This is a genomic window from Streptomyces sp. NRRL S-1022, assembly GCF_000720135.1.
Classification (GTDB): Bacteria; Actinomycetota; Actinomycetes; order Streptomycetales; family Streptomycetaceae; genus Streptomyces.
The window spans coordinates 380,660-401,347 of sequence record NZ_JOIU01000011.1 but is presented as its reverse complement, the minus strand read 5'-3'; the positions used below and the strand labels follow the sequence as shown (position 1 = coordinate 401,347).

The window sequence follows — 20,688 nt, the reverse complement described above, 5'->3', positions numbered from 1 at the left end:
GGTGTCGCGCCACTGCCGGGCCCGGACGAAGCGCCGGGCCTCGCTCTTGTCGTCGGCGAACGTCAGCGCGGAGCCGGCGAACCGCCAGCTCTCCCGGGCGACGACGGTGGAGTCGATGGTGATCCGGGGCGAGTGGTCGCCGTCCGGGCGCAGGGTGAAGCGGTCCATCACGCGGTTGGTGAGCGCGTGGCAGAACACGTCGAGCAGGTCGAAGACGGAGCCGTCGGGCAGCACGGCCGCGAGCCGGCCCTCCCGCTCCTCCACCCGCACGTCGGCGGAGCGGACGGTACGCGGTCGGTGCGGGTCGGCGCTTTGGTCGGCGAGCGCGACGTAGTGGTCCTCCGGGCGGTCCAGGGACTGCCGGCTGCGGGCGGACCACTTCAGCGGCAGCTCCTTGGGCAGCATGGGCAGCAGCCGCGGGCCGGGGAAGTCGCGGGTGGTCTCCTCGATCAACTGCGCGCGGTCGGGGTGCTGGTGGACGAAGAGCGACTGGCCGATGGTGTTCATGGCGACGTGCAGCTCGCCGAGGACGAGCTGGAACTCGCCGCGTTCCACGGCGCCCGGATCATCGGCGACGATCAGCAGGTCGGGGCTGATGTACCTGCTGAGCGACCAGCCGCGGCCGCCCTCGGGGAACGCCTCGCGCACCCGGCCGGCGATGTCGGCGCTGGAGAGCGAGACCCGCCGGGCGCCGGCCGGGGCGTCGATGATCCGCCCCCAGCGCTCGCGCAGTTCGGCCTGGATCCGCTCGATTTCGGCGAAGGACTCCGGGTGCGGGGCGGGCAGGCAGGCGAACCAGAGCGAGCCGAGGTCGACCTGCCCGTCGCGCTCCCGCAGTTCCAGGTAGGCCTCGTGGATGCGCGCGCCGACGGCCTCGGCGTACCGGTTGGTCATCCAGCGGGCCGCCGTCAGGCACAGCTCCAGCGGCGCGAGCCGTTCCAGGACGGCGGTGCCCACGGTGGCCGTGGCGGACCGGCGGCAGTCGGAGTACACGAGGGCGCGGTTGGGCGCGGTCCGGGCCCCTTTCTCGCGGACCGCGGACACCTCGGTGATCTCGGCGAAGTCCGCCTCCAGGGCGGCGAGCGCGGCGGTCAGCTCCTCGGTGTCGGTGCCGGCCCGCTCCACCCGCTCGCGGCCGGCCTCCAGCACGGCCAGCCTGGCCAGGGCGGGCTCCCGTACCGCCGGGTCGCCGATGCGCTCCAGCAGGGCGCGCAGTTCCCGTTCGGGGTAGGTGCCGGCGGGCACCTCCAGCCTCCAGCCGATCAGGCGGCGTGAGACCAGCCATTCCAGGGCCTCGGTCACCTCCCGGTCCGGCAGGTCCCGGCCCAGCTCACCGGCGGCCAGGGCGGTGATCTCGGCGGGCGTCCGGCGGCCGTCGCACAGCCTCAGGACGGTGAGCGCGGGTTCGGGGGCGACCTGGGGCGGCCGGCCGGGCAAGCGCACCGTGCCGTCGACCACCCGGACGTACGGGACCTGGCGCGGCGGTGTCCACGCGCGCACCCGCGGGTCGCGGTCGATGGCCTTGGCGAGGGCGTCCATCGACCAGCTGGAGAAGTAGACCCGCGACTCGGCGACCAGGCCGGTGCCGGGATGGACCTCGACGCCCCGCAGGGAGGTGTCGAACGTGCCCCAGCCGACCGGCCCGAAGAAGCCGATGGTGTCGTTCTTGACGCAGAACCGCTGCCAGTAGTGGGCGACCAGCTCCTCGCGCTGGCGGGGCATGCTGGTGCGGCCCGCGGCGGACGGCGTCCAGTCGAGGAACGGCTTGATGCCGGTGCGCAGCACCGCACGGTTCTGCCAGGCGACCGCGGCCCGGAACGGTGCCGAGGCGGCGATCTCCTGGAGGTGGCGCGCGGTGCGCACCGCGGCAGCGGAGAAGGCATCCTCGAACGCCTCCCAGTCCGCCCCCGCCGGCACCTCCCCGGGGGCGAACTTGTCCGCGGCCGAGGCCAGGCCCTCCGGGGCCAGCCGGAGTACGCCCGCGGCGGGGAAACCGGGCCCGCGGAGCGCGAACTGCGTCCACAGGCGCCACCCGCCGCCGGGCATGCGTATGGTGTCGGACATTGCTGTGCTACCTCCCTGGGAAAAGTGCGCCGGGCCGGCGGCCGGCCGGTCGTCAGGCCGACTCTGCCGGGATGCCGCCGAGGCACCACTCCAGAACGGCGCGGGCGCTGTGGTACTTGTTCTCGGCCTGCTGGAACGCGATGCTCGCGGGGCCGTCCAGCACCTCGCCGGTCACCTCGTCGCCGCGGTGCGCGGGCAGGTCGTGCATGAAGTCCGCGCCGGGACAGGCCGCCATCACGGCGGCGTTCACCTGGAACGGGGCGAAGACGCGCCGCCAGTCGGGGTCGGGCTTCGTCGTGCCGGTCGTCTGCCAGCGCGTGGTGTAGACGATGTCGACCTCGGGCAGGTCGGCCATGTGGTGCAGCTCCTCGACCAGCGCGCCCGACCCCTTGGCGTGGATGCCCGCCCGGTCGAGGAAGGCCGGGTCGAGTCCGTAGCCGGGCGGGGTCCGCAGGTGCAGCTCGGTGCCGGGGAACCGGCTGAGGGCCAGGGCGAGCGCGGAGGCGGTGTTGTTGCCCTCCCCGGCGTACAGCACCCGCAGCCCCTCGATCCGCCCGAAGCGTCCGAGCATCGTGGTGAGGTCGGTGAGGGCCTGGGTGGGGTGCTCGGCGGCGCTCATCGCGTTGACCACGGCCATCCGCCGCTGGGCGGCGTAGGCACGCAGCTCCTCGGTGCTGCCGGCGGTACGGGCCACCAGCACGTCGAGCATGCGGGACAGCACGTCACCGGTGTCCTCGGAACTCTCCCCGGTGTTCTCCTGGAGGTCGCCGGGACCGTAGGTGATCAGCCGCCCGCCGAGCCGGAGCGCGCCCGCCGAGAACGCGGTCCGGGTGCGGGTGGAGGTCTTGCGGAACAGGACGCCGACGACGGCGTCGGCGAGCGGCCGGGCGCCGTCGCACTCGCCGGCGGCGTACTGGGCGCCGCGGTGCACGAGCCAGCGCAGTTCCCGGTCGGTCAGGTCGTCGACGGAGATCAGGTGGCGGCGGTCGGGGCGAGGCATCTGGAGTCCCTCCTCGGGTGGCTGGCCGTCAGTTCGCTTGCAGGGCGTCGAGCAGGATGCCGAGCCCCTCGTCGAGCAGGCCGGGGTCGATGGTCAGCGGGGGCATCACCTTGAGGACCTCGTCGTGCCGGCCGCAGCGCTCCACGATCAGGCCGTGCTCGAAGGCGTGGCGCTGGACGCGCTCGGCCCGCTCCGTGCCGCCGGCCCGGGCGGTGTCGACGCCGAGCACCATGCCCCGGCCGCGCAGGACGAGGTCGGGGTCCAGCGCGCCCGCGTCGGCCCGGAACCGGGCGAGGCGCTCGGCACCCCGCTGAAGGCCGGTCAGGAAGTCGTCCTGCTGCCACAGTTCGCACGCCGCGGTGGCCGCGACGAAGGCGAGCTGGTTGCCGCGGAACGTGCCGGTGTGCTCGCCGGGCTGCCACAGGTCCAGCTCGCGGCGGAACAGCGTGAGGGACAGCGGCAGCCCGTAACCGCTGAGGGACTTGGAGACGGTGACGACGTCCGGCACGATCCCGGACTGCTCGAAGCCGAAGAACGCGCCGGTGCGGCCGCACCCGGTCTGGATCTCGTCCAGGACCAGCAGCACCCCGTACCGTTCGGTCACCTCGCGCAGCCGGCGCAGCCACTCCCGGCTCGCCGGATAGACCCCGCCCTCCATCTGGACCGCCTCCACGACGACCGCCGCGGGTGGTTCGGTGCCGGAGGACGGGTCGGCCCACAGCCGCTCGATCAGCCCGATGGAGTCGAACGGGCCGAGCGGGCCGTCCTCGAAGGGCACGAAGGTCACGTCCCCGCCGGCGACCGTGCCCGCGCGGCGGGCGCGGCGGCTGCCGGTGACCTCCAGCGCACCGCGCGACATCCCGTGGTAGGCGCCGGTGAACGCCGTCAGCCCGGTGCGGCCGGTCGCCCGGCGGGCCAGTTTGAGGGCGGCCTCCACCGCGTCGGTCCCGGTGGGGCCGGTGAACTGCACCTTGAAGTCGAGGCCGCGCGGCTGCAGGACGACCTCGGTGAAGCGGGTGAGGAAGTCGCGCTTGGCGACGGTGTGCAGGTCGAGGCCGTGCATGAGGCCGTCGCCGGCGAGGTAGTCGAGGATCCGCCGTTTGACGGCGTCGTGGTTGTGTCCGTAATTGAGGCTTCCGGCGCCGCAGAAGAAGTCGATGAAGGGCCGGCCGTCGTCGGTGTGCAGCAGCGCGCCCTTCGCGCGCTCGAACACCACGGGGAAGGTACGGCAGTACATCCGCACCTCGGACTCGATCTTCTCGAAGACGGAGGTGTCGGTGGTCGCAACGAGGGTCATGGCGGTCCTTGGGCGAGGAGGCGGTTACGGTCGGCGGCCGGCGGTCGTGCGCTCGCCGCGCGGGCGGGCGGTCAGCCGCGGCAGGGGGCCGTCCGCGGCCAGGAGCGGGTAGCCCTCCAGGGCCGTGGCGAGGGCGGCGACGGTGGGGTGGTCGAACAGTGCCCGCACGGGGACGTCCACCCCGAGGGCGGCGCGCAGGCGCACGGACACCCGGGTGGCGAGCAGCGAGTGTCCGCCGAGCAGGAAGAAGTCGTCGTGGGCGCCGATCCCGGTGGCGCCGAGGACCTCTTCCCAGACCCTGGCCACGGACCGTTCCCGCGGGGTGCGGGCAGGAGCGGCCGGGCCGGCCGCCTGCGGTGCCGGCACCGGCAGCGCGTGCCGGTCGACCTTTCCGCTGACCGCGGTCGGGATGGCGTCCAGCAGGACGAACGTGGCCGGGACCAGGTGGTGGGGCAGGGATTCGAGCAGTTCGGCGCGCAGGGCGTCGGGCGTGGGAGGGTTCCGGGGGTCCTCGGCGACCAGGTAGGCGGTGAGCTGCCGGCCGCCGTCGGCGTCCGGCGTCGGGTGCACCACGGCGGCGCGGACACCGTCGAGGGCGAGCAGCGCGGCCTCGATCTCGCCCGGTTCGATCCGGTGGCCGCGGATCTTCACCTGGTGGTCGCTGCGGCCGAGAATCTCCAGCGAGCCGTCGGGCCGGATCCGGCCGAGGTCGCCGGTGGCGTAGAGCCGGCCGCCGGGCGCGGTGGCGTGCGGGTCGGGGAGGAAGACGCCGGCGGTCTGCGCGGGCCGCCCGCGGTAGCCCCAGGCGAGACCGTCGCCCCCGATGCAGACGTGCCCGGTGACGCCCTCCGCCACCGGTTCCAGCCGGTCGTCGAGTACCCGGACGGTGGTGTTGTCCACCGCGGCCCACTGCCGTACCCGCCCGTCGGCGCCGTGCCCGGCCACACTGGTCCAGATCGTGGCCTCGGTCGGCCCGTACAGGTCCAGGACCGGGGCGCCGCGGGCGGCGAGGGCCGCGGCCAGGTCGGTGTGCAGCTTCTCGCCGCCGGACAGCACGGTGAGGCCGGGGCCGGGGGTCCAGCCGGTGTCGACCAGCATCCGCAGCATCGACGGAGTGGCCTGGACCAGGTCCGGCCGCGTCTCGCCGATCAGCCGGATCAGGCGCTCGGGGTCGCGGGACTGCTCGGCGTCGGCCAGCACCAGCCGGGCGCCGGTCAGCAGCGGCAGGCACAGCTCCAGCATCGAGGGGTCGAACGAGGCGGTGGTGACACCGAGGACGGTGTCCCCCGGCCGCGGCTCCAGCCGGGCCGCCATCGCGTGCAGGAAGTTGGTCAGGGCACTGTGCGGGATCTGTACGCCCTTGGGAGTGCCGGTCGAACCGGAGGTGTGGAAGATGTACGCGAGGTCGTGCGGGCCGGTGCTCCGGTCGAGCCGGTGGCACGGACCGGCCGGCGGCGGGGCGGCGTCGAGCAGGAGGGCCTGCGCCTCCGTGCCGGCCACCCGGTCGGCCAGCGCGCCGGTGGTGAGGACCACGGCGGCCTCGGTGCCCGCGATCAGGCCGGCGATCCGCCGTGCGGGGTGCAGGGGGTCGAGCGGCACGTAGGCGGCGTCGGCCTTGAGGACGCCGAGCAGGGCGACGAGGAGCCCGGTGCCGCGCTCCAGCAGGACACCCACCCGGGCCCCGCGGCCGACGCCGAGGCCGCGCAGCCGGTGCGCCAGCTCGTCGGCCCGCTCGTCGAGGGCGGCGTAGCTCAGCTCGCCGTCGTGGGAGCGGACGGCGGTGGCGTGCGGGGTGCGGCGCGCCTGCTCCTCGAACAGGTCGGTGACGGTGTGCGGGGGTACGGTGCGGGCACTGCCGTGGCCGAGCGCGAGCCGGCGCCGGCGCTCGCCGCCGGGCAGCGGTTCGAGTACGGCGGTGGCGCGGGCCAGCGGCTCGTCCGGGGCGGCGAGCAGCTCGCGCAGCAGCCGGACGTAGTCCTCCGTGATGCGTGCGGCCGTCTCGGGCGCGAACAGCGCGGTGGCGTACTGCAGGCGCAGCCCGAGGCTTCCGTCGGGGCGTCCGAGCAGGTCGAGCGCCAGGTCGAAGGGGGTCCCGGCGACCGGGGTGGGCACCACCTCGACCGACAGGCCGGGCAGGTCGGGCGGTGCGGCCTGGGAGTCGAGGGTCAGGAACGACACCTGGAAGAGGGGGTTGCGGCTGAGGTCGCGGGGCGGGGCCAGCTCGCCCACCACCCGTTCGAACGGGGTGTCGGCGTGGGTGAGGTCGGCCAGGGACGCCTTGCGGACCCGGTCCACCAGGGCGCCGAAGCCCGGCCGGCCGGACAGGTCGGCGCGCAGGACCACGGTGTTGACGAAGGGGCCGATGAGATCCCTGGCGGCGGAGTGGCCGCGGCCGGCGACCGGGGTGCCGACGGCGAAGTCCTGCTGCCCGCTGTAACGGCCCAGTTGGGCCTGGAAGGCCGCGAGCAGCACCATGAACCGGGTGGCGCGGCGGGCCCGGGCCAGCCGGTCGGCCGCTGCCACCAGGTCGGCCGGGAGGGTGAACCGGGCCACGGCGGCGGTGCCGTCGAACTCGGCGGGACGCGGCCGGTCGGTCGGCAGGTCCAGCGGCGGCAGGCCCGCCAGCCGCGAGCGCCAGTGGTCGAGGCCGCGGGCGAGCCGGGGGCCCGCCGACCGCTCGCGCTGCCGGGCCGCGAGGTCGGCGTACTGGAGGGGAAGCTCCGGCAGCCCGGCGGGGGCGCCGGTGGTCCGGGCGCGGTAGGCCGCGGCCAGGTCGCGGGTGAGGACGTTCCAGGAGGAGAAGTCGAAGGCGATGTGGTGCACCACGATCACCAGCAGGTGGTCGCCGGGCCCGAGCCGCGCCAGGGTGGCCCGCAGCGGCGGCGCCGTCGACAGGTCGACCGGCCGGCGCACCGCGCGGTCGAGGACCGCGGCGATGCCGGCCGCGTCGGCGGCGGGCGCCTCGACCGTCTCCAGCGGGACCTCGACCCGCGGGACCACGTGGGCCACCGGTTCGCCGTCGGCGGCCGTGAACCGGGTGCGCAGCACCTCGTGCCGGTCGGTCACGTCGGTCAGTGCGGCGGCGAGGGCCTCGGTGTCGAGGCCGCCGCGCAGGCGCAGCGCCAGCGGAAGCAGATGGTCCGCCGTGCCGGGCCGCAGTTGGTCGAGGAACCACAGCCGTTGCTGCGAGAAGGATGTCGTCCGGCCGTCACCGCGGTCCACCGGCTCACCTCCAAGGAAGTCGGGGTAGGTCGTCGCGCGCCTCGGGTGGCCGGGGCACGTCCGGAGCTTGCCGTCCGGGTACGGCGGCGCAGTAGGGAAGGAGCGGCAGCGCCCCGCGCGGCATTTGCTGCGTCAATGTCTCTGGTCGGCCGCGGCCGGGTCAGATCAGCCCGGTGCGGACGCCGTACGCCACCGCGTGGGCCCGGTTGCGGACGTGCAGGCGCGTCATCAGGTCGTACATGACGTTCTTCACGGTGTGCTGGGAGCAGGAGAGTTCACGGGCGATGGCCGCGTTGCCGTGCCCCTCGGCGACCAGCGCGAGCACCGTCCGCTGGCGGGCCGTCAGCGGTGAGTCCCGGCCGGGGCGCGGGTGCCCGGCAGCGCTGCCCGCCCGGTCGAGGAGGCGGACCAGGACGTCGTAGGACATCCGGCCCTCGCCGTACCGGGCGGCGTGGACGGCGGTGAGCAGGCGCTCCGGGGTGGCCTCGGCGGACTGCAGCATGGCCACCGCCCCGGCCCGCACGGCCTGCCGCACGCCCGCAGCGGTGAAGGTGTCGGCGACCAGCAGCAGGGGGCCGCCGCCGGGTTCCGGCCAGCCGTCGAGCGCCGCACCGGGTGTCCGCCCGACGGCCACCCGCACGGCCCCGTCGCAGGGTCCGGCCGCCAGCTCGATGCCGGCCCGGCGCAGACCGGCGGCCACCGTGTCGCGGGCCGCCCCGCCCGCCGGACCGAGCCGCACGCGCAGCGTGCCCGTGCCCAGCCCGGGCTCCGGCGGCGCTTCGAGGACGAGGGCGGTCACAGCAGGCCCGCCCGCAGGGCGTAGGCCACGGCGTGGGCGCGGTTGCGCAGCCGGAACCGCTGGGTGATGTCGCGGACGACGGTGGTCACCGTCCGCGGGGAGTAGCACAGTTCCTTGGCGATCTCGTCGGTCTCCCGGCCGTCGGCCACCATCCGCAGCACCGCGCGTTCCCGCTCGTCCAGACCCCAGTCCGGTCCACGCCCCCGCACCGCGGGATACGCGTCGGCCTCGGTGCCCTGGTCGAGGAGCCCGTCGATCAGGTCGGGCGGCACGGTGCAGTCGCCGCCGGCCACGGTCCGCACGGTCCGCACGAGCCGCTCGGCGTCGACCTCGTGCCGGCGCAGGAGACCGCGGGCCCCGGCGTTGATGGCCTCGGCGGCCTCGGCGGGGGACATGTCGGAGGCGATCACGACGATTGCGGGCCGGTGCGGGCCGCCGCCGGTCGCGGCCACCAGGTCGAGTTCCTGGCGGTCCACCCGGTCGAAGATCACCACGGCCACGTCGGCCCCCTCCTCCGGCCGGACCAGTGCGATGTCCGGGTTGCCGGACAGGGCGCTGACGGCGCCGGCTTCGAGCAGCGGGTCCAGGGCCACGACGCACAGCGACAGGGGATTGCCCATGTGTACTCCTCGGTCAGCGTGGGGCGAACCTCTCGGCGAGGAGTCTCGGCAACCCGGGTGCCGCGCCGCATGGGGCGCGATTACCCGCATTCCCGTACCGCGCCCGGCCGCCCCCGGGGGCCGCCCCCCGGGCCGTACACCGGCGGCCGTACCGCCCACGGCCGGGTCCCGCCGGACGGCACCTCCCCGCAGGGGCCCGCCCGCCGCCGGCACGGCGCCGTCCCGGCCGCCCGCCGCTACCACCGGGCCGCCCGGCGGTGCGCATGGGGGGGGCGGGCGATGGCTTCGATTGGGTAGTCCGCCGCGGAATGTGGGGGCACCACTCCCTGTACGGGCGGGCGGCGCCGCTGGAAAGGTGACGGACGTGACCTCAACCGACACCGCCTGTCCCACCACGGAGGCCGCGCCCGCCTGGTGGGCGCCGGCCGCGACACTCCGCGAACGGCTGTCGGCCCCGCACCCGCCCGCGGCGCCGGCCCCGGCCGCCCGGCTGCGCCCCCGCTCGCCGGTCGAGCTGGCCTGCGAGTCCGTGCGCTCCGCCCGACTGGGCGCCGACGACCGGCTGGTGGCGGCGCTCGCCGCCGAGTCCCCGGCCCGGCTGGCCGGCCGGCTCGCCAAGCCGCGGTGGGCGCTGTTCGTCGAGGACGCGCTCGCCGCGGCACCCGAGACACCCCCGGAGGTCCTCGGTGCCGCGGTGACCGCGCCCGCCGACCCGGCGGACGGAGCCGCGGTGTTCGCGCCGGTCCTGCGCCCGCTGGTGACGGCGGCCGTCGCCGAGCTGGTCGAACAGGCCGGGGCGGGCGGCGCCGAGCCCGACGACGTGGCGGTGTTCGCCCGGGCCTACCGGCACTGGCTGACCCGGCGGCTGACCAAGGCGGCGGCCCGCACCCTGGTCGTCGAGCTGGCCGCCGCGCGGACCGCGGGCGACCTGTCCGGCGCCACCGCCGCGGCCCGGTTCGCCGACTTCGCCGCCCGTACGGGCACCCGGGCCGGCCTCACCCGCCTGTTCGCCGGATACCCCGTCCTCGCCCGGCTGCTGGCCCGGACCTGCCGGCACACCGCCCGGTCCGGCGCCGAGCTGCTGGCACGGCTCGCCGCCGACCGGCGGCGGCTGACCGGCGAACTGTTCGCCGGACGGGACCCGGGCCCGCTGACCGCCGTCGAGCTGGGACTCGGGGACCTGCACCAGCGGGGCAGGTCGGTGGCGGTGCTCCGGTTCGCCGGCGGCAGCGCGGTCTACAAGCCGCGGCCGGTCGACCAGCACGCCCTGCTGGACCGGATGGCCGGCTGGCTCGACGGCAAGGTACCGGGACTCGCACCGCGCACCCCGCGCTGGGTGGCCGGCGACGGCTACGGGTGGCTGGAGTACATCGACCACCGCACCTGCCGTTCGCTGGCCGAGATCGACCGCTTCCACCGCAGGCAGGGCGCGTTGATCGCCCTGGCCTACACCCTCGAAGGGGTGGACCTGCACTACGAGAACGTCCTCGCGCACGGCGACCAGCCCGTGCTCGTCGACGTCGAGACGCTGCTGCACCCCGTCCTGCCCGAGGGCGGGACCACCCTGCCCGACCCGGCCGCCGCGGCCCACGCCTCCTCGGTGCACCGCACCTGCCTGCTGCCCCAGTTCCTGATGGGCGAACTGGGCGCGGTCGACGTCTCCGCGCTGGGCGGCGCGCCCGGCGGCCAGTCCCCCGACACCCGGATGGTCTGGGAGGACGCAGGCACCGACGAGATGCGCCTGGTACGCCGCCCGGCGCCGTTCACCGGCGCACTCAACCGGCCGTACCGCGCCGGGACCGGACCCGGCAGCGCCGACCGGCAGGCCGCCGTACTGGCGGGATTCCGCACCGGGTACGACGCCGTCGTGCGGCACCGCAACGAACTGTCCGGCCCCGCCGGACCGCTGGCCGCCGCCGCGGACGCGGTCGGCCGTCTCGTGCTCCGCCCGACGATGCTGTACGCCACCCTGCTGGAGGAGGCGACCCATCCGCAGGTACTGCGCGACGGGCTCGACCGGGACGCCATGTTCGCGGTGCTGTGGGCCGACTCGGACGGCGACCCGGCCCGCCAGGCCCTGATCGAGTACGAGATCGCCGACCTGTGGGACGGCGACGTCCCCGTCTTCTTCCACCGGCCCGGCTCGCCGCAGGTCTTCGCCTCGGACGGCAGCCCGGTCGACGGCGTCCTGAATACCTCCGGCCTCGCCTCCGCACGGGCGAAGCTCGCCGCCATGAGCACCGTCGACCGCCGCGTCCAGGAGTGGATCATCTCGGCCACCCTGGCGTCCGCGGAGCCGGACGCCGCCGGACGCCACCACCGGGTGAGCCGCCGGGGCCGCCCCGCCCCGGCCGCCCTGCCGGAACCCTCCGCGCTGCTGGCCGCCGCCTCCGGGATCGCCGACGAGATCGCCGGCCGGGCCGTCCACGGGCACGGGCGGGTCAACTGGATCGGGCTGGAGGCGGTCGACGACCGCTGGACGGTACTGCCCATGGGCGCCGGACTGGCCCAGGGGTACAGCGGGGTGGCCCTCTTCCTGGCCCAGCTCGGCGCCCTCACCGGCTCCGCCCGGCACACCGAACTGGCCCGGGCGGCGCTCGCCCCCGTACCCGAACTCGTCACCGCGATGGCCGCCGACCCGGCGCTGAGCCGTGCCGTGGGCCCCGGCGGCTTCGAGGGCCTCGGCGGGGTCTGCTACGCCCTCGCACGGGTGGCCACCCTGGTCGACGACGACCTCGCAGGGTGCCTGCCGACGGCGCTGGACGCCCTGGCGCTGGCGGCCCACGGCGACGACACCCCGCCGGGCGTGTCGGCCGGCCTGGCCGGAGCGCTCGCCGCCCTGCACGCGGTGCACAGCGAGCGCGGGCTGCCGCAGGCCGCCGACCTCGCCGACCGCATCGCCGAACGGCTGCCGGCCCACGCGCCGGCCGGCCGGCCCGGCGACGGGGCGCCGGAGGACTTCGGCTTCGCCTACGGCGAGGCGGGCATCGGCTGGGCCCTCACCCGGCACGCCCGGTTCGCCGGCGGTCCACCGGGCACGTGGGCCGAGACGGCCGGCCGGGCCAGGCTGGCCACCGCACTCGCGGCGACGGACCGGCTCGACGCCGGCTGGTGCTCCGGCACGAGCGGCGTCGTACTGGCGGCGGCCGACGCCGGACTCTGCCCGCAGCCGGCGGACGGCCCGGCCGGGGACGTGAGCCGCCGGCTCACCGAACACCCGCCGGTGGCCGACCTCAGCCTCTGCCACGGCGAGATGGGCATCGCGGAAGCGGTGGCCGCCCTCGCCGCGCGCGGCCACCCCGGGGCGCGCAGCAGCCTGACCGGCCGGATCGGCCTGGCCCTCGGACTGCTCGACGCCTGGGGGCCCCGCTGCGGGACACCCGGGCGCGTACCGACACCCGGCCTGCTCACCGGACTGTCGGGCATCGGCTACGCCCTGCTGCGGCTGGGCTTCGCCGACACCGTGCCCTCGGTCCTGCTGCTCGACCCGGCCCCGGGCGGCGGGGGCTGAACGCCCCGGCACCCCCGTCCGGGCGGCCACCACGACGACCCTTGCGGAAAGACGAACCGTCGGCAAACAAAGCGATCCACGACCGGATCGATGTCCATGGAAGGAACCCCATGTCCAGTTTCCTGCAGAACGGTACCGTCCACGCCGAGGCCACGGGCGCCGCGTCCGCGACGGACACCGACCCGGCCGGCGAGATCCGGCTGGTCCGCTGGAACGGGGCGTGCGCCCGGACCCGGGCGCTGGCTGGAATGACCCTCGGCAGCGGCGTGGTGGTCGGCCTCGGCTCCGCCACCATCACCACCGTGTCGGTCCCCTCCTGACCCATCGTCACCCACGGCCCGTCCCCGCGACTGTGTGACCTTCGTGAGCGAGTGGCTACTATCCGGAGGTATGCGTCTGCGGGCAGCTCATCTCATTGGTCGTGAGGCCGAAGTCACCGAGCTCGGCGAAACGTTGCGGGATCTGAACCGGTCACGCGGAGGCACGGCGTTCCTGGTCGGAGAGGGGGGAATCGGCAAGTCCCGGCTGGTCGCCGAGCTGATCGGCTCGGCGCTGGACGCCGGCGTGCGGGTCCTGAAGGGCCGGAGCAGCACCATCGGACCGATGGTTCCGCTCCGGCCCCTCACCGAGGCCCTGATGCCGCTCTCCCGCGGCGGGGTGACACCGGACGAGGCGAGCCTCGGACCGTACCGGCCGGTGCTGGGCCGGCTCGTCCCGGGGTGGAGCACCGGCGCCCCCGACCAGGGCTCGACGGTGGTGCTCGCCGAGGCGGTCCTGCGGGTGCTCGCCCACGCCGGCCGCGAGAGCGGCTGCCTGCTGGTCCTGGAGGACCTGCACGACGCCGACACCGAGACCCTCGCCATCGTCGAGTACCTGGTGGACAACCTCGAACAGCAGCCGCTCATGCTGGTCGCGACCCTCCGGTCCGATCCCGGTGAGGCGCTGGACCTCGCCGAGTCCGCGGGGCGCCGCGGCAGCGCGACGGTGTTCCGGCTGGCACCGCTGGACGCCGACGAGGTAGGCCGGCTGATCGCCTCCTGCCTGGACACCGACCCCGGTCTAATGCCAGCCGAGGTCCTCGTCCAGATGTGGCAGGACAGCGCGGGCATCCCGTTCCTCGTCGAGGAACTCCTCCAGGGCGCGGTCGCCGGCGGCTCGCTCGTCCGCGAGGGCGCCGTCTGGCGGGTGGTCGGCGACCTCCGCCGCAACATGCCCAGGGCGCTCCTGGAGAGCGCCACCCACCGCATCGACCAACTCGGCCCGCAGGGACGGACCCTGCTGAGCGCCGCCGCCGTACTGGGCCGGCGCTTCCCCCTGTCGGTGCTCCAGTCGATGACCGGCGTCGACGACCGGAGCCTGCTCAGCCACCTGCACGCGAGCGTGGTCGCCCGGCTGGTCGCGGCCGACGAACCCGCCCCCGACTGGTACGCCTTCCAGCACCCGCTGACCGCCGAGGCACTGCTCGCGCAGCTCACCCCGACCGCCCGGGTCGCCCTGTCCGAGCAGGCCGCCGACGCGATCGAGACCCTCAACCCCGGCCTGCCGGGCGACTGGTGCCCCCTGGCGGCGACCCTGCGCGCCGAAGCCGGCGACCCCGTCCGGGCCGGCCGGCTGTTCACCGAGGCCGGGCGCCGTGCCCTCGCCGACGGCTCGGTCGGGTCCGCGGTCGCGTTGCTCGACCGCGCCGAGCGGCTGCTGGCGGAAGGCGGCGACTGCGCCGCCCGCGCGGAAGCCCTGGAGGCGCTGCTGCCCGCGCTCGCCGAGACCGGGGACCTGACCCGGGCGCTCAGCCTCGCCGGCAGCCTGCGCGAACTCGCCGGAGCCGGCCTGGGAGCGGCCAGGCTGGCGGCCCTGCACACCCGCCTCGCACACGTGGCGTACATGGCGGGCCGCTGGACCGACGGCAACAACCAGATCGACCGTGCCCGCGCCCTGCTGGCGACGGCGCCCGACGAGGCGCACGCCGCGCTGACCGACGTGGTCGAGGCGTACCTGTGCCTCGTCACGCCGGGCCAGGACCGCACCCAGCGGGCCGAACGGCTGGCCCGTGCGGCCCTCGACACCGCCGAGCGGCAGAGCCTGCCCCTGGTCGCCTGCCAGGCGTGGGAGCTCCTCGGCGTTGTCGCCCGCGAACGCGACCTCGGGGAGGCCAGTACCTACCTGGAACAGGCGATGAACACCGCCGAGCGGCACGGCCTGTGGCTCCAGCGGATGTACGCGCTCACCCGGCTCGGCGGCATCCGGTGGCTGGACGACGGCAGCACCGCCACCCTCGACGAGGCCCGCACGGAGGCCCAGCGGCTCGGTGCGGTCACCGTCGTCTACGGCATCGACGGCATCCTCACCCTCCACGACGTGCTGAGCGGCCGGTTCACCGAGGCCCGGACGCTGGGGGAGGAGACGCTGACCATGGCGACCCGCCTGAAGCTCACGTCGGTGGCCCGCTACCTGCTGATGGCCCGCGCGGTACTGGCCGCCCACCAGGGCGACCGCCCCGCCATGGAGGAGGCCCTGACCGACTTCGGACGCTGGGGCGGGAGCCGCTCGCCCGAGGAACCGCTGGCCCTCGGCCTGGCCCGGGTCTTCTGCGCCCTGCTGGAGGAGAACCGGGACCAGGCGGCCCGGACCATGGCCGACCTGGAGGCACTGGAGGCCGAGAACCCGACCACCTTCCACCTGAGCGGACGGCACGGGCTCGGTCTGCTGCTCGACCTCCTGGACGGCCGGGCCGACCGCGGTCACCTCGACCGGCTGGCCGGCAGCGCCGCGGGCCGGATGCGGTGGAACCACCACTTCGTCCTCCTCGCCGAGGCCGTCCTGCTCGGCCGGGAGGGGCGGCCCGAGGCGGCCGGACGCGCCGCACTCCTCGCCCAGGAGACGGGCGCGCCCTACCCCACCGCCCGCCACCTCGGACAACGGCTGATCGCGGAAGAGGCCCACGCGCTCAACTGGGGCGAACCGGAACGATGGCTGCGGGAGGCCGAGCACCACTTCCGCGGGACCTCCGCCACCGCGGTGGCCGGAGCCTGCCGGACCCTGCTGCGCGCGATCGGCGCGCCGGTACGCCAGCACCGCACCGGCAGCGACCGGATTCCACCAGAGCTGCGGCTGAAGGGCATGACGGTCCGCGAGTACGAGATCTTCCGCCTGCTGGCCGACCGCCCCAGCAACAAGGACATCGCCGCCCGGCTCTACATATCGCCGCGCACCGTCGAGAAGCACGTCGCCAGCCTCATCGCCAAGACCGGCCTGCCCAACCGCTCCCAGCTCTGCGCCCTCGCGGCGGAGCAGTGCTGACCACCGTGCCCGTGGCCGACCGGCCGACCCGGGCGATCAGCGAGCCGTTTTCAGCCCGCCCGCACCGCGGTACATATGCCATATTGCGCAGTAAACCGCTATGAAGGGCGCGTCATGAAGATCGCAGTCATCGGCGGTACCGGACTGATCGGTTCGCAGGTCGTCAGGAACCTGAACGCGGCCGGACACGAGGCCGTACCGCACTCGAAGTCCACCGGAGTCGACATCATCAGCGGCCAGGGGCTGGACGAGGCGGTGGCGGGAGCCGATGCCGTCGTCAACCTGACCAATTCCCCGACCTTCGACGAAGCCTCGCTCGCGTTCTTCCGGACCTCGATGGAGAACCTCCTGGGCGCGGCCCGGAAGGGCGGCGTCGGCCACTTCGTCATCCTCTCGATCGTCGGCGTGGACCAGGTGCCGGAGCTGGACTACTACCGTGCCAAGGCGCTCCAGGAGGAGATCCTCGCGGCCGGGCCGATCCCCTACTCGATCGTGCGGGCCACGCAGTTCATGGACTTCATGGACGCGGTCCTGTCCTGGACCGCCGACGCCGACACCGTCCGGCTGCCGGCCACGCCCATCCAGCCCATCGCTTCCCACGACGTGGCCGACGCGGTGGCGGAGGTCGCTGCCGGAGCTCCGCTCAACGGCATCCGCAACATCGCCGGACCCGAGGTCTTCCCCCTGGACGAGCTGGGCCGGATCACCCTGTCCCACAAGGGCGACAGCCGCACCGTCGTCACCGACCCCACCGCCGGCATGTTCGCCGTGGTCAAGGGGGACGTCCTCACCGACAGGAACGCCCGCCTCGCCCCCACCCGCTACGTCGACTGGCTCTCCTGACATCCCCGCCCCCTGCGGGCGGTACGTGCGCAGCTCGCGGACATGGGTCGCGTCGACGCGGGAATCCGGTGATCACCCGACGATGCGAGAGGAGACGTCCGTGCACAAGGGCAAGTGGATAACAGGCAGTGCACGCAAGGAGCTGGCCGAGGCCTTCGTCAAGGAGTACCGCGAGGGGCGGTCGATCCGTGCCATAGCCGAGGCACATGGCCGGTCCTACGGATTCGTGCATCGCGTGCTCAGCGAGGCCCATGTCCCCTTCAGGGCACGCGGAGGCGATCCCCGCAGCGGCAGCGGCACCGGCACCGGCACCGCCGGCCGAGGCTCCGGGACGTCCGCGGAGGACAGGGGACAGCGGCAGCCCGCCCTCGGTCAATAGCCGGACCCCGGCCAGGAGAAGAAGTTCAGCGGCACGCCGGACGCGGCCGTCGCCCCGGTGGCGGATACCGGCGATGGGGTCCCCCTGCGCCTCAGCCCGGAGCGACACGGTGGATCGCCAGCGCGTCCCAGCGGTGCATCCGCGCGTCCGAGGGCGCGCACACCAGACGCCCGACGGTGGAGGGGGGTCCGGACAGCGGGTCCTCGCCGCGCAGCGCGGCCTCGACGAACAGGCGCAGCCGTTGGGCACACCTGCGGTAGAACCGCAACTGGGTGCGGCGGCCGAACAGGCGCCATCCGAGGAAGGTGATCCGGTCCAGCGTCGGGGCGCCCTGCGAATGGGACGAGGCCACGAACAGCACCTCGCCGGTGTCCTGCCGCTTCACGACCTCGTAGGTGACCCGGCCGCGTTCCAGGTGACCCTCCAGGGTCTCGTACGCCCATCCCCAGACGCGTTCGGTGCTGTCACGGGTCTCGTCCACCACCTGGGTGACACGCACCCCGCAGTAGAAGTGCAGGCCGTGGAACCGGGCCTCCAGCAGCATGTCACGGCCGAGCAGCGGTGCGGCCGGGTCGTAGAGCGCGCGCACGATCTCCGGCGGCGAGAACTCGTAGTCGCGGACCAGGCGGCAGGCCTGTTCCCACGAGCCTCCCGGCTCCGGCGGGCCGGGCCGCTCCGCCGGCAGCGCGGTGCGGTGGACGTCGATGTTCCAGGACGGCCGACGCACCTCGTCGATCGAGTAGTTCACGGGCGCGCCCGCGAGGTCCCGCCACACCCGGGTGGCGTCGAGCCGTCCGAAGACCCAGTCAGCCAAGGCCACTCGGGCTTTCCAGCGAGTCGCCGATCAGCCACAGCGTAGGTGGCCACAGACCCACGAAGAGCGCGCGCCGTTCGGCGTTGCCCCGTTCCTCCTGGTCGACGGTCTTCGCGCGTACCCACAACGCCACGCACAGGCCGACGGAGCCCAGCGAGGCGAGGTGCAGATGGGCACTGCGCACACCCGCACGGTGCAGGAGCCGGACCACCATCGGGGCCTCCGGGATCGCTTGGTCGTGCCGCCGTTTCCTTTTGTGTACCCCTTCGCTCGGGTATACACCTTCTAATGATGTTTCCTGCGGTTCTGTCACTCTGAGGAGTACGGATGCGGCGACCACGCTGTCCTCGGACACTGGCCGTGCTCGCGCGGTGGCTTCTGGGCACAGGGCTGGTCACGTGGCGGTATCTGTGGGAGACGACGCCTCTGTACCGAGGCGGCGAGTGCCGGGGTGACGAGACGGACCTACCACCGCGGCTGCCGCCCGAAGCGGTCGACAGCCGGGTGCAACTGGCGCAGGACGGCACCGGTCCCCTGTTCCACCGCCTTTTCCGCGTGCGCATCACCGATGCCGACGTCGCTCCGGCACGGCTCGTCGAATGGATCTGCTGCGACTTCAAGCGCTTCGTACCCTCCGAGGTGGTCGACATCCACACCGGTGAGCTCCGGGAACAGGGCCTGGACGTCGACGACGAGCTGCTGGTGGAGATGCCAGGCCCCTGGAACGGACCCGTCAAGGTCGTCCACCGCGACGACGACCGGCTGCACCTGGTGACCCTGCGCGGCCACATGGAGGCCGGTCAGGTGCAGTTCCGTGCGCGGGAGGACGACGGCCTGCTGGTGTTCGAGATCGAACTCTGGGCGTGCCCCGCCACCCGCCTGGTGCACCTGCTGTACTCGCACCTGCGCCTGGCGAAGGAGATCCAGCTCAACATGTGGGTCCGGTTCTGCCTCTCCGCCGCCGAGATGTCGGGGGGCCGGCCGCTCGACGGGGTGCACATCTCCACCCGCTGGCTCGAATCGCCGGAAGGGACACCGGTACGCCCGCTGTCCTCGGCCGGGAAGAGCGCTCCGGCCGGGGCACCGGGCCACCGGGCTCCGCCGACGGGCGGGTTCGGTGAGCCGGGTGCGAGCCGTCAGCACGGCCGGGGCAGCGGCAGGTGACGTCCGGCCCGCTCAAGGACCGGACCGTCGTGGTCACCGGAGCCGCGCGCGGGCTGGGAGCGGCACTGGCCCACGAGCTGGCCCGGCGCGGGGCCCGCCTGGCACTTCTCGGCCACGAGGGGCCCGGACTGGAGGCCCTGGCGGCATCCCTGGCCACCGCGGCGCTGGCGGTCGAGGTGGACGTCACGGACCACTCGGCGCTGGACGACGCGGCAGACGAGGTCCGCGAACGCCTCGGCCGGCCGTCGGCGGTCGTGGCGAACGCGGGAATCGCCGAGGGAGGCCCTTTCGCGACGTCGGACCCCGTCACCTGGCGCCGTGTCATCGACGTGAACGTGACGGGCAGCGCCCATACGGCCCGGGCGTTCCTGCCCGATCTGAGGGCGACGGCGGGCTACTTCCTGCAAGTGGCCTCGCTCGCGGCTCTCGGAGCCACCCCGATGATGAGCGCCTACTGCGCCTCCAAGTCGGGTGTGGAAGCCTTCGCGCACGTCCTGCAGGCCGAGGTGGCGCACGAAGGGGTCGCCGTGGGCATCGCCTACCCGGCCTGGGCGGACACCGACATGATCCGCGAGGCCGAGGGCTACGCGGCCCTGCACGAACTGCGCGTGCGCATGCCCCCCGGCGTCCGGACCATCCATCCGCCGGAGGCGGTCGCCGCCCGGCTGGCGCGGGCCGTCGAGCGCCGCAGCACCACCGTCTACTTCCCGGCGTGGCTCCGGCTCGTCCAGCCCGTGCGCTGGGCCCTGCCTCCCGTGGTACTGCGGCTGGCCCGCCACGAGCTGCCCCGCTGGGACGCCGGGCGGCCGCTGCGCGCCACGGGCAGGCTGGGCGCCGGCGGAAGGGCCGATCGTGCCGCGTCCGCACCGGACGACGGCGGACCGGGCTGATCCCCGGCCCACGGCACGGGGTCGCGCGCACCGGGCGGGGGCGCGCGCACCGGCCGGGTCGCCCGCGTCGCGGAATCGGCCGGAAGCCCCCACGCTGGAAGGACGGAAGCAGACCACCGGCTCAGGTGCCAAGGAGAGTCGCGGCATGGCGAAGAGGCGCGAGGCGAAGAAGGAACTGAAGAAGGGCGACCACGTCACCTGGCGCAGTCACGGGAGCCAGGCCGAGGGCGAGGTGGAGAAGAAGATCACCGAACGGACCGAGGCCGCGGGCCGCACGGTGGACGCCTCCCCGGACGACCCGCAGTACCAGGTACGCAGCGATAAGTCCGGCAAATCCGCGGTGCACAAGCCGTCCGCGCTGAAGAAGAAGTAGCCGACGTGGACGACGACGAGCGCCACGAGGTCGACGCGGCGTTCCGTGAGCTGGTGAACATGAAGCCGGCGGAGCTGGACGAGTGGCTCGCCTCCGACGAGTCACGCAGTGCCGGGCAGCACCTGGACGGCGGCGAGTCCACCGGACACGCCTCCGGCCGCCGGATCGTGGAGATCCTGCGGGCGAAGAAGAGCGACCTCTCGGACGACGACTACCAGCACATGCGCAAGGTCGTCGGCTACATCCACCGTCATCTGGCCCAACGACCCCAGGGGGACGTACGGGACACCAGATGGCGGCACTCCCTGATGAACTGGGGTCACGATCCACTGGCGTGACGGAGTCTCGGCCGCCGCCCCCCGCCTGAGTCCCGCCGACTCGGCCGGCCCGCGCCACACCGGATGGTCGTCGACGG

General features: G+C 74.5%; 17 protein-coding genes. 9 read left to right on the top strand and 8 right to left on the bottom strand.

The window, feature by feature from the left end:
• From IG05_RS0117780 to IG05_RS0117755, 6 genes are all read right to left on the bottom strand, one after another.
• Positions 1-2,064: lantibiotic dehydratase (locus IG05_RS0117780; RefSeq protein ID WP_030343649.1), on the bottom strand; the 2,064-nt coding region annotated here is incomplete at its 3' end.
• Positions 2,065-2,116: 52 nt separating this feature from the next.
• Positions 2,117-3,064, bottom strand: coding sequence for an ornithine carbamoyltransferase (locus IG05_RS0117775; protein ID WP_030343647.1), 948 nt, complete (start codon positions 3,062-3,064; stop codon positions 2,117-2,119).
• A 28-nt stretch (positions 3,065-3,092) separates the two neighbouring features.
• Positions 3,093-4,361 carry an aspartate aminotransferase family protein gene (locus IG05_RS0117770; protein ID WP_030343645.1) on the bottom strand — a complete coding sequence of 423 codons (1,269 nt, stop codon included), beginning with the start codon at positions 4,359-4,361 and terminating at the stop codon, positions 3,093-3,095.
• Positions 4,362-4,385: 24 nt separating this feature from the next.
• Positions 4,386-7,583, bottom strand: coding sequence for a non-ribosomal peptide synthetase (locus tag IG05_RS0117765; protein WP_030343643.1), 3,198 nt, complete (start codon positions 7,581-7,583; stop codon positions 4,386-4,388).
• A gap of 160 nt (positions 7,584-7,743) precedes the next feature.
• A complete protein-coding gene (locus IG05_RS0117760; RefSeq protein ID WP_234335897.1) occupies positions 7,744-8,382 on the bottom strand; it encodes a helix-turn-helix transcriptional regulator in 639 nt (212 codons plus the stop codon).
• A complete protein-coding gene (locus IG05_RS0117755; protein ID WP_030343639.1) occupies positions 8,379-9,002 on the bottom strand; it encodes a response regulator transcription factor in 624 nt (207 codons plus the stop codon). Before IG05_RS0117755 ends, IG05_RS0117760 begins: the two co-directional genes overlap by 4 nt.
• A 364-nt stretch (positions 9,003-9,366) precedes the next feature.
• On the opposite strand from IG05_RS0117755, the gene IG05_RS0117750 reads away from it, so the two are divergent.
• The 5 genes from IG05_RS0117750 to IG05_RS49355 all read left to right on the top strand — a co-directional run bounded on the left by IG05_RS0117750 (position 9,367) and on the right by IG05_RS49355 (position 17,032).
• Positions 9,367-12,513, top strand: coding sequence for a type 2 lanthipeptide synthetase LanM family protein (locus IG05_RS0117750; protein ID WP_158838952.1), 3,147 nt, complete (start codon positions 9,367-9,369; stop codon positions 12,511-12,513).
• Positions 12,514-12,623: 110 nt separating this feature from the next.
• Positions 12,624-12,833 carry a hypothetical protein gene (locus tag IG05_RS0117745; RefSeq protein WP_030343636.1) on the top strand — a complete coding sequence of 70 codons (210 nt, stop codon included), beginning with the start codon at positions 12,624-12,626 and terminating at the stop codon, positions 12,831-12,833.
• Positions 12,834-12,903: 70 nt separating this feature from the next.
• Positions 12,904-15,810, top strand: coding sequence for a helix-turn-helix transcriptional regulator (locus IG05_RS0117740; RefSeq protein ID WP_030343634.1), 2,907 nt, complete (start codon positions 12,904-12,906; stop codon positions 15,808-15,810).
• Between the two features lie 114 nt (positions 15,811-15,924).
• The gene (locus tag IG05_RS0117735; protein ID WP_030343632.1) at positions 15,925-16,653 is read left to right on the top strand and encodes an SDR family oxidoreductase; all 729 of its coding nucleotides are present in this window, start codon (positions 15,925-15,927) and stop codon (positions 16,651-16,653) included.
• 100 nt (positions 16,654-16,753) lie between these two features.
• Positions 16,754-17,032, top strand: a complete 279-nt coding sequence (locus tag IG05_RS49355) for a helix-turn-helix domain-containing protein (RefSeq protein WP_267883317.1) — start codon at positions 16,754-16,756, stop codon at positions 17,030-17,032.
• Positions 17,033-17,123: 91 nt separating this feature from the next.
• Here the strand turns inward: IG05_RS49355 and IG05_RS0117725 are convergent, their stop codons facing one another.
• Together IG05_RS0117725 and IG05_RS0117720 are read right to left on the bottom strand one after the other, a co-directional pair.
• Positions 17,124-17,852 carry a DUF1990 family protein gene (locus tag IG05_RS0117725; protein ID WP_037813964.1) on the bottom strand — a complete coding sequence of 243 codons (729 nt, stop codon included), beginning with the start codon at positions 17,850-17,852 and terminating at the stop codon, positions 17,124-17,126.
• The gene (locus tag IG05_RS0117720) at positions 17,839-18,030 is read right to left on the bottom strand and encodes a hypothetical protein (protein ID WP_234335893.1); all 192 of its coding nucleotides are present in this window, start codon (positions 18,028-18,030) and stop codon (positions 17,839-17,841) included. Before IG05_RS0117720 ends, IG05_RS0117725 begins: the two co-directional genes overlap by 14 nt.
• A gap of 371 nt (positions 18,031-18,401) precedes the next feature.
• Between IG05_RS0117720 and IG05_RS0117715 the strand changes: the two genes are divergently transcribed.
• The 4 genes from IG05_RS0117715 (at position 18,402) to IG05_RS0117700 (ending at position 20,611) form a co-directional block, all read left to right on the top strand.
• A complete protein-coding gene (locus IG05_RS0117715; protein WP_234335890.1) occupies positions 18,402-19,010 on the top strand; it encodes a DUF1990 domain-containing protein in 609 nt (202 codons plus the stop codon).
• The gene (locus tag IG05_RS0117710; RefSeq protein ID WP_030343624.1) at positions 19,007-19,900 is read left to right on the top strand and encodes an SDR family oxidoreductase; all 894 of its coding nucleotides are present in this window, start codon (positions 19,007-19,009) and stop codon (positions 19,898-19,900) included. Before IG05_RS0117715 ends, IG05_RS0117710 begins: the two co-directional genes overlap by 4 nt.
• A 145-nt stretch (positions 19,901-20,045) precedes the next feature.
• A complete protein-coding gene (locus IG05_RS0117705) occupies positions 20,046-20,273 on the top strand; it encodes a DUF2945 domain-containing protein (RefSeq protein WP_030343622.1) in 228 nt (75 codons plus the stop codon).
• A 5-nt stretch (positions 20,274-20,278) separates the two neighbouring features.
• Positions 20,279-20,611, top strand: coding sequence for a DUF3140 domain-containing protein (locus IG05_RS0117700; protein WP_030343620.1), 333 nt, complete (start codon positions 20,279-20,281; stop codon positions 20,609-20,611).
• Positions 20,612-20,688: the final 77 nt, after the last annotated feature.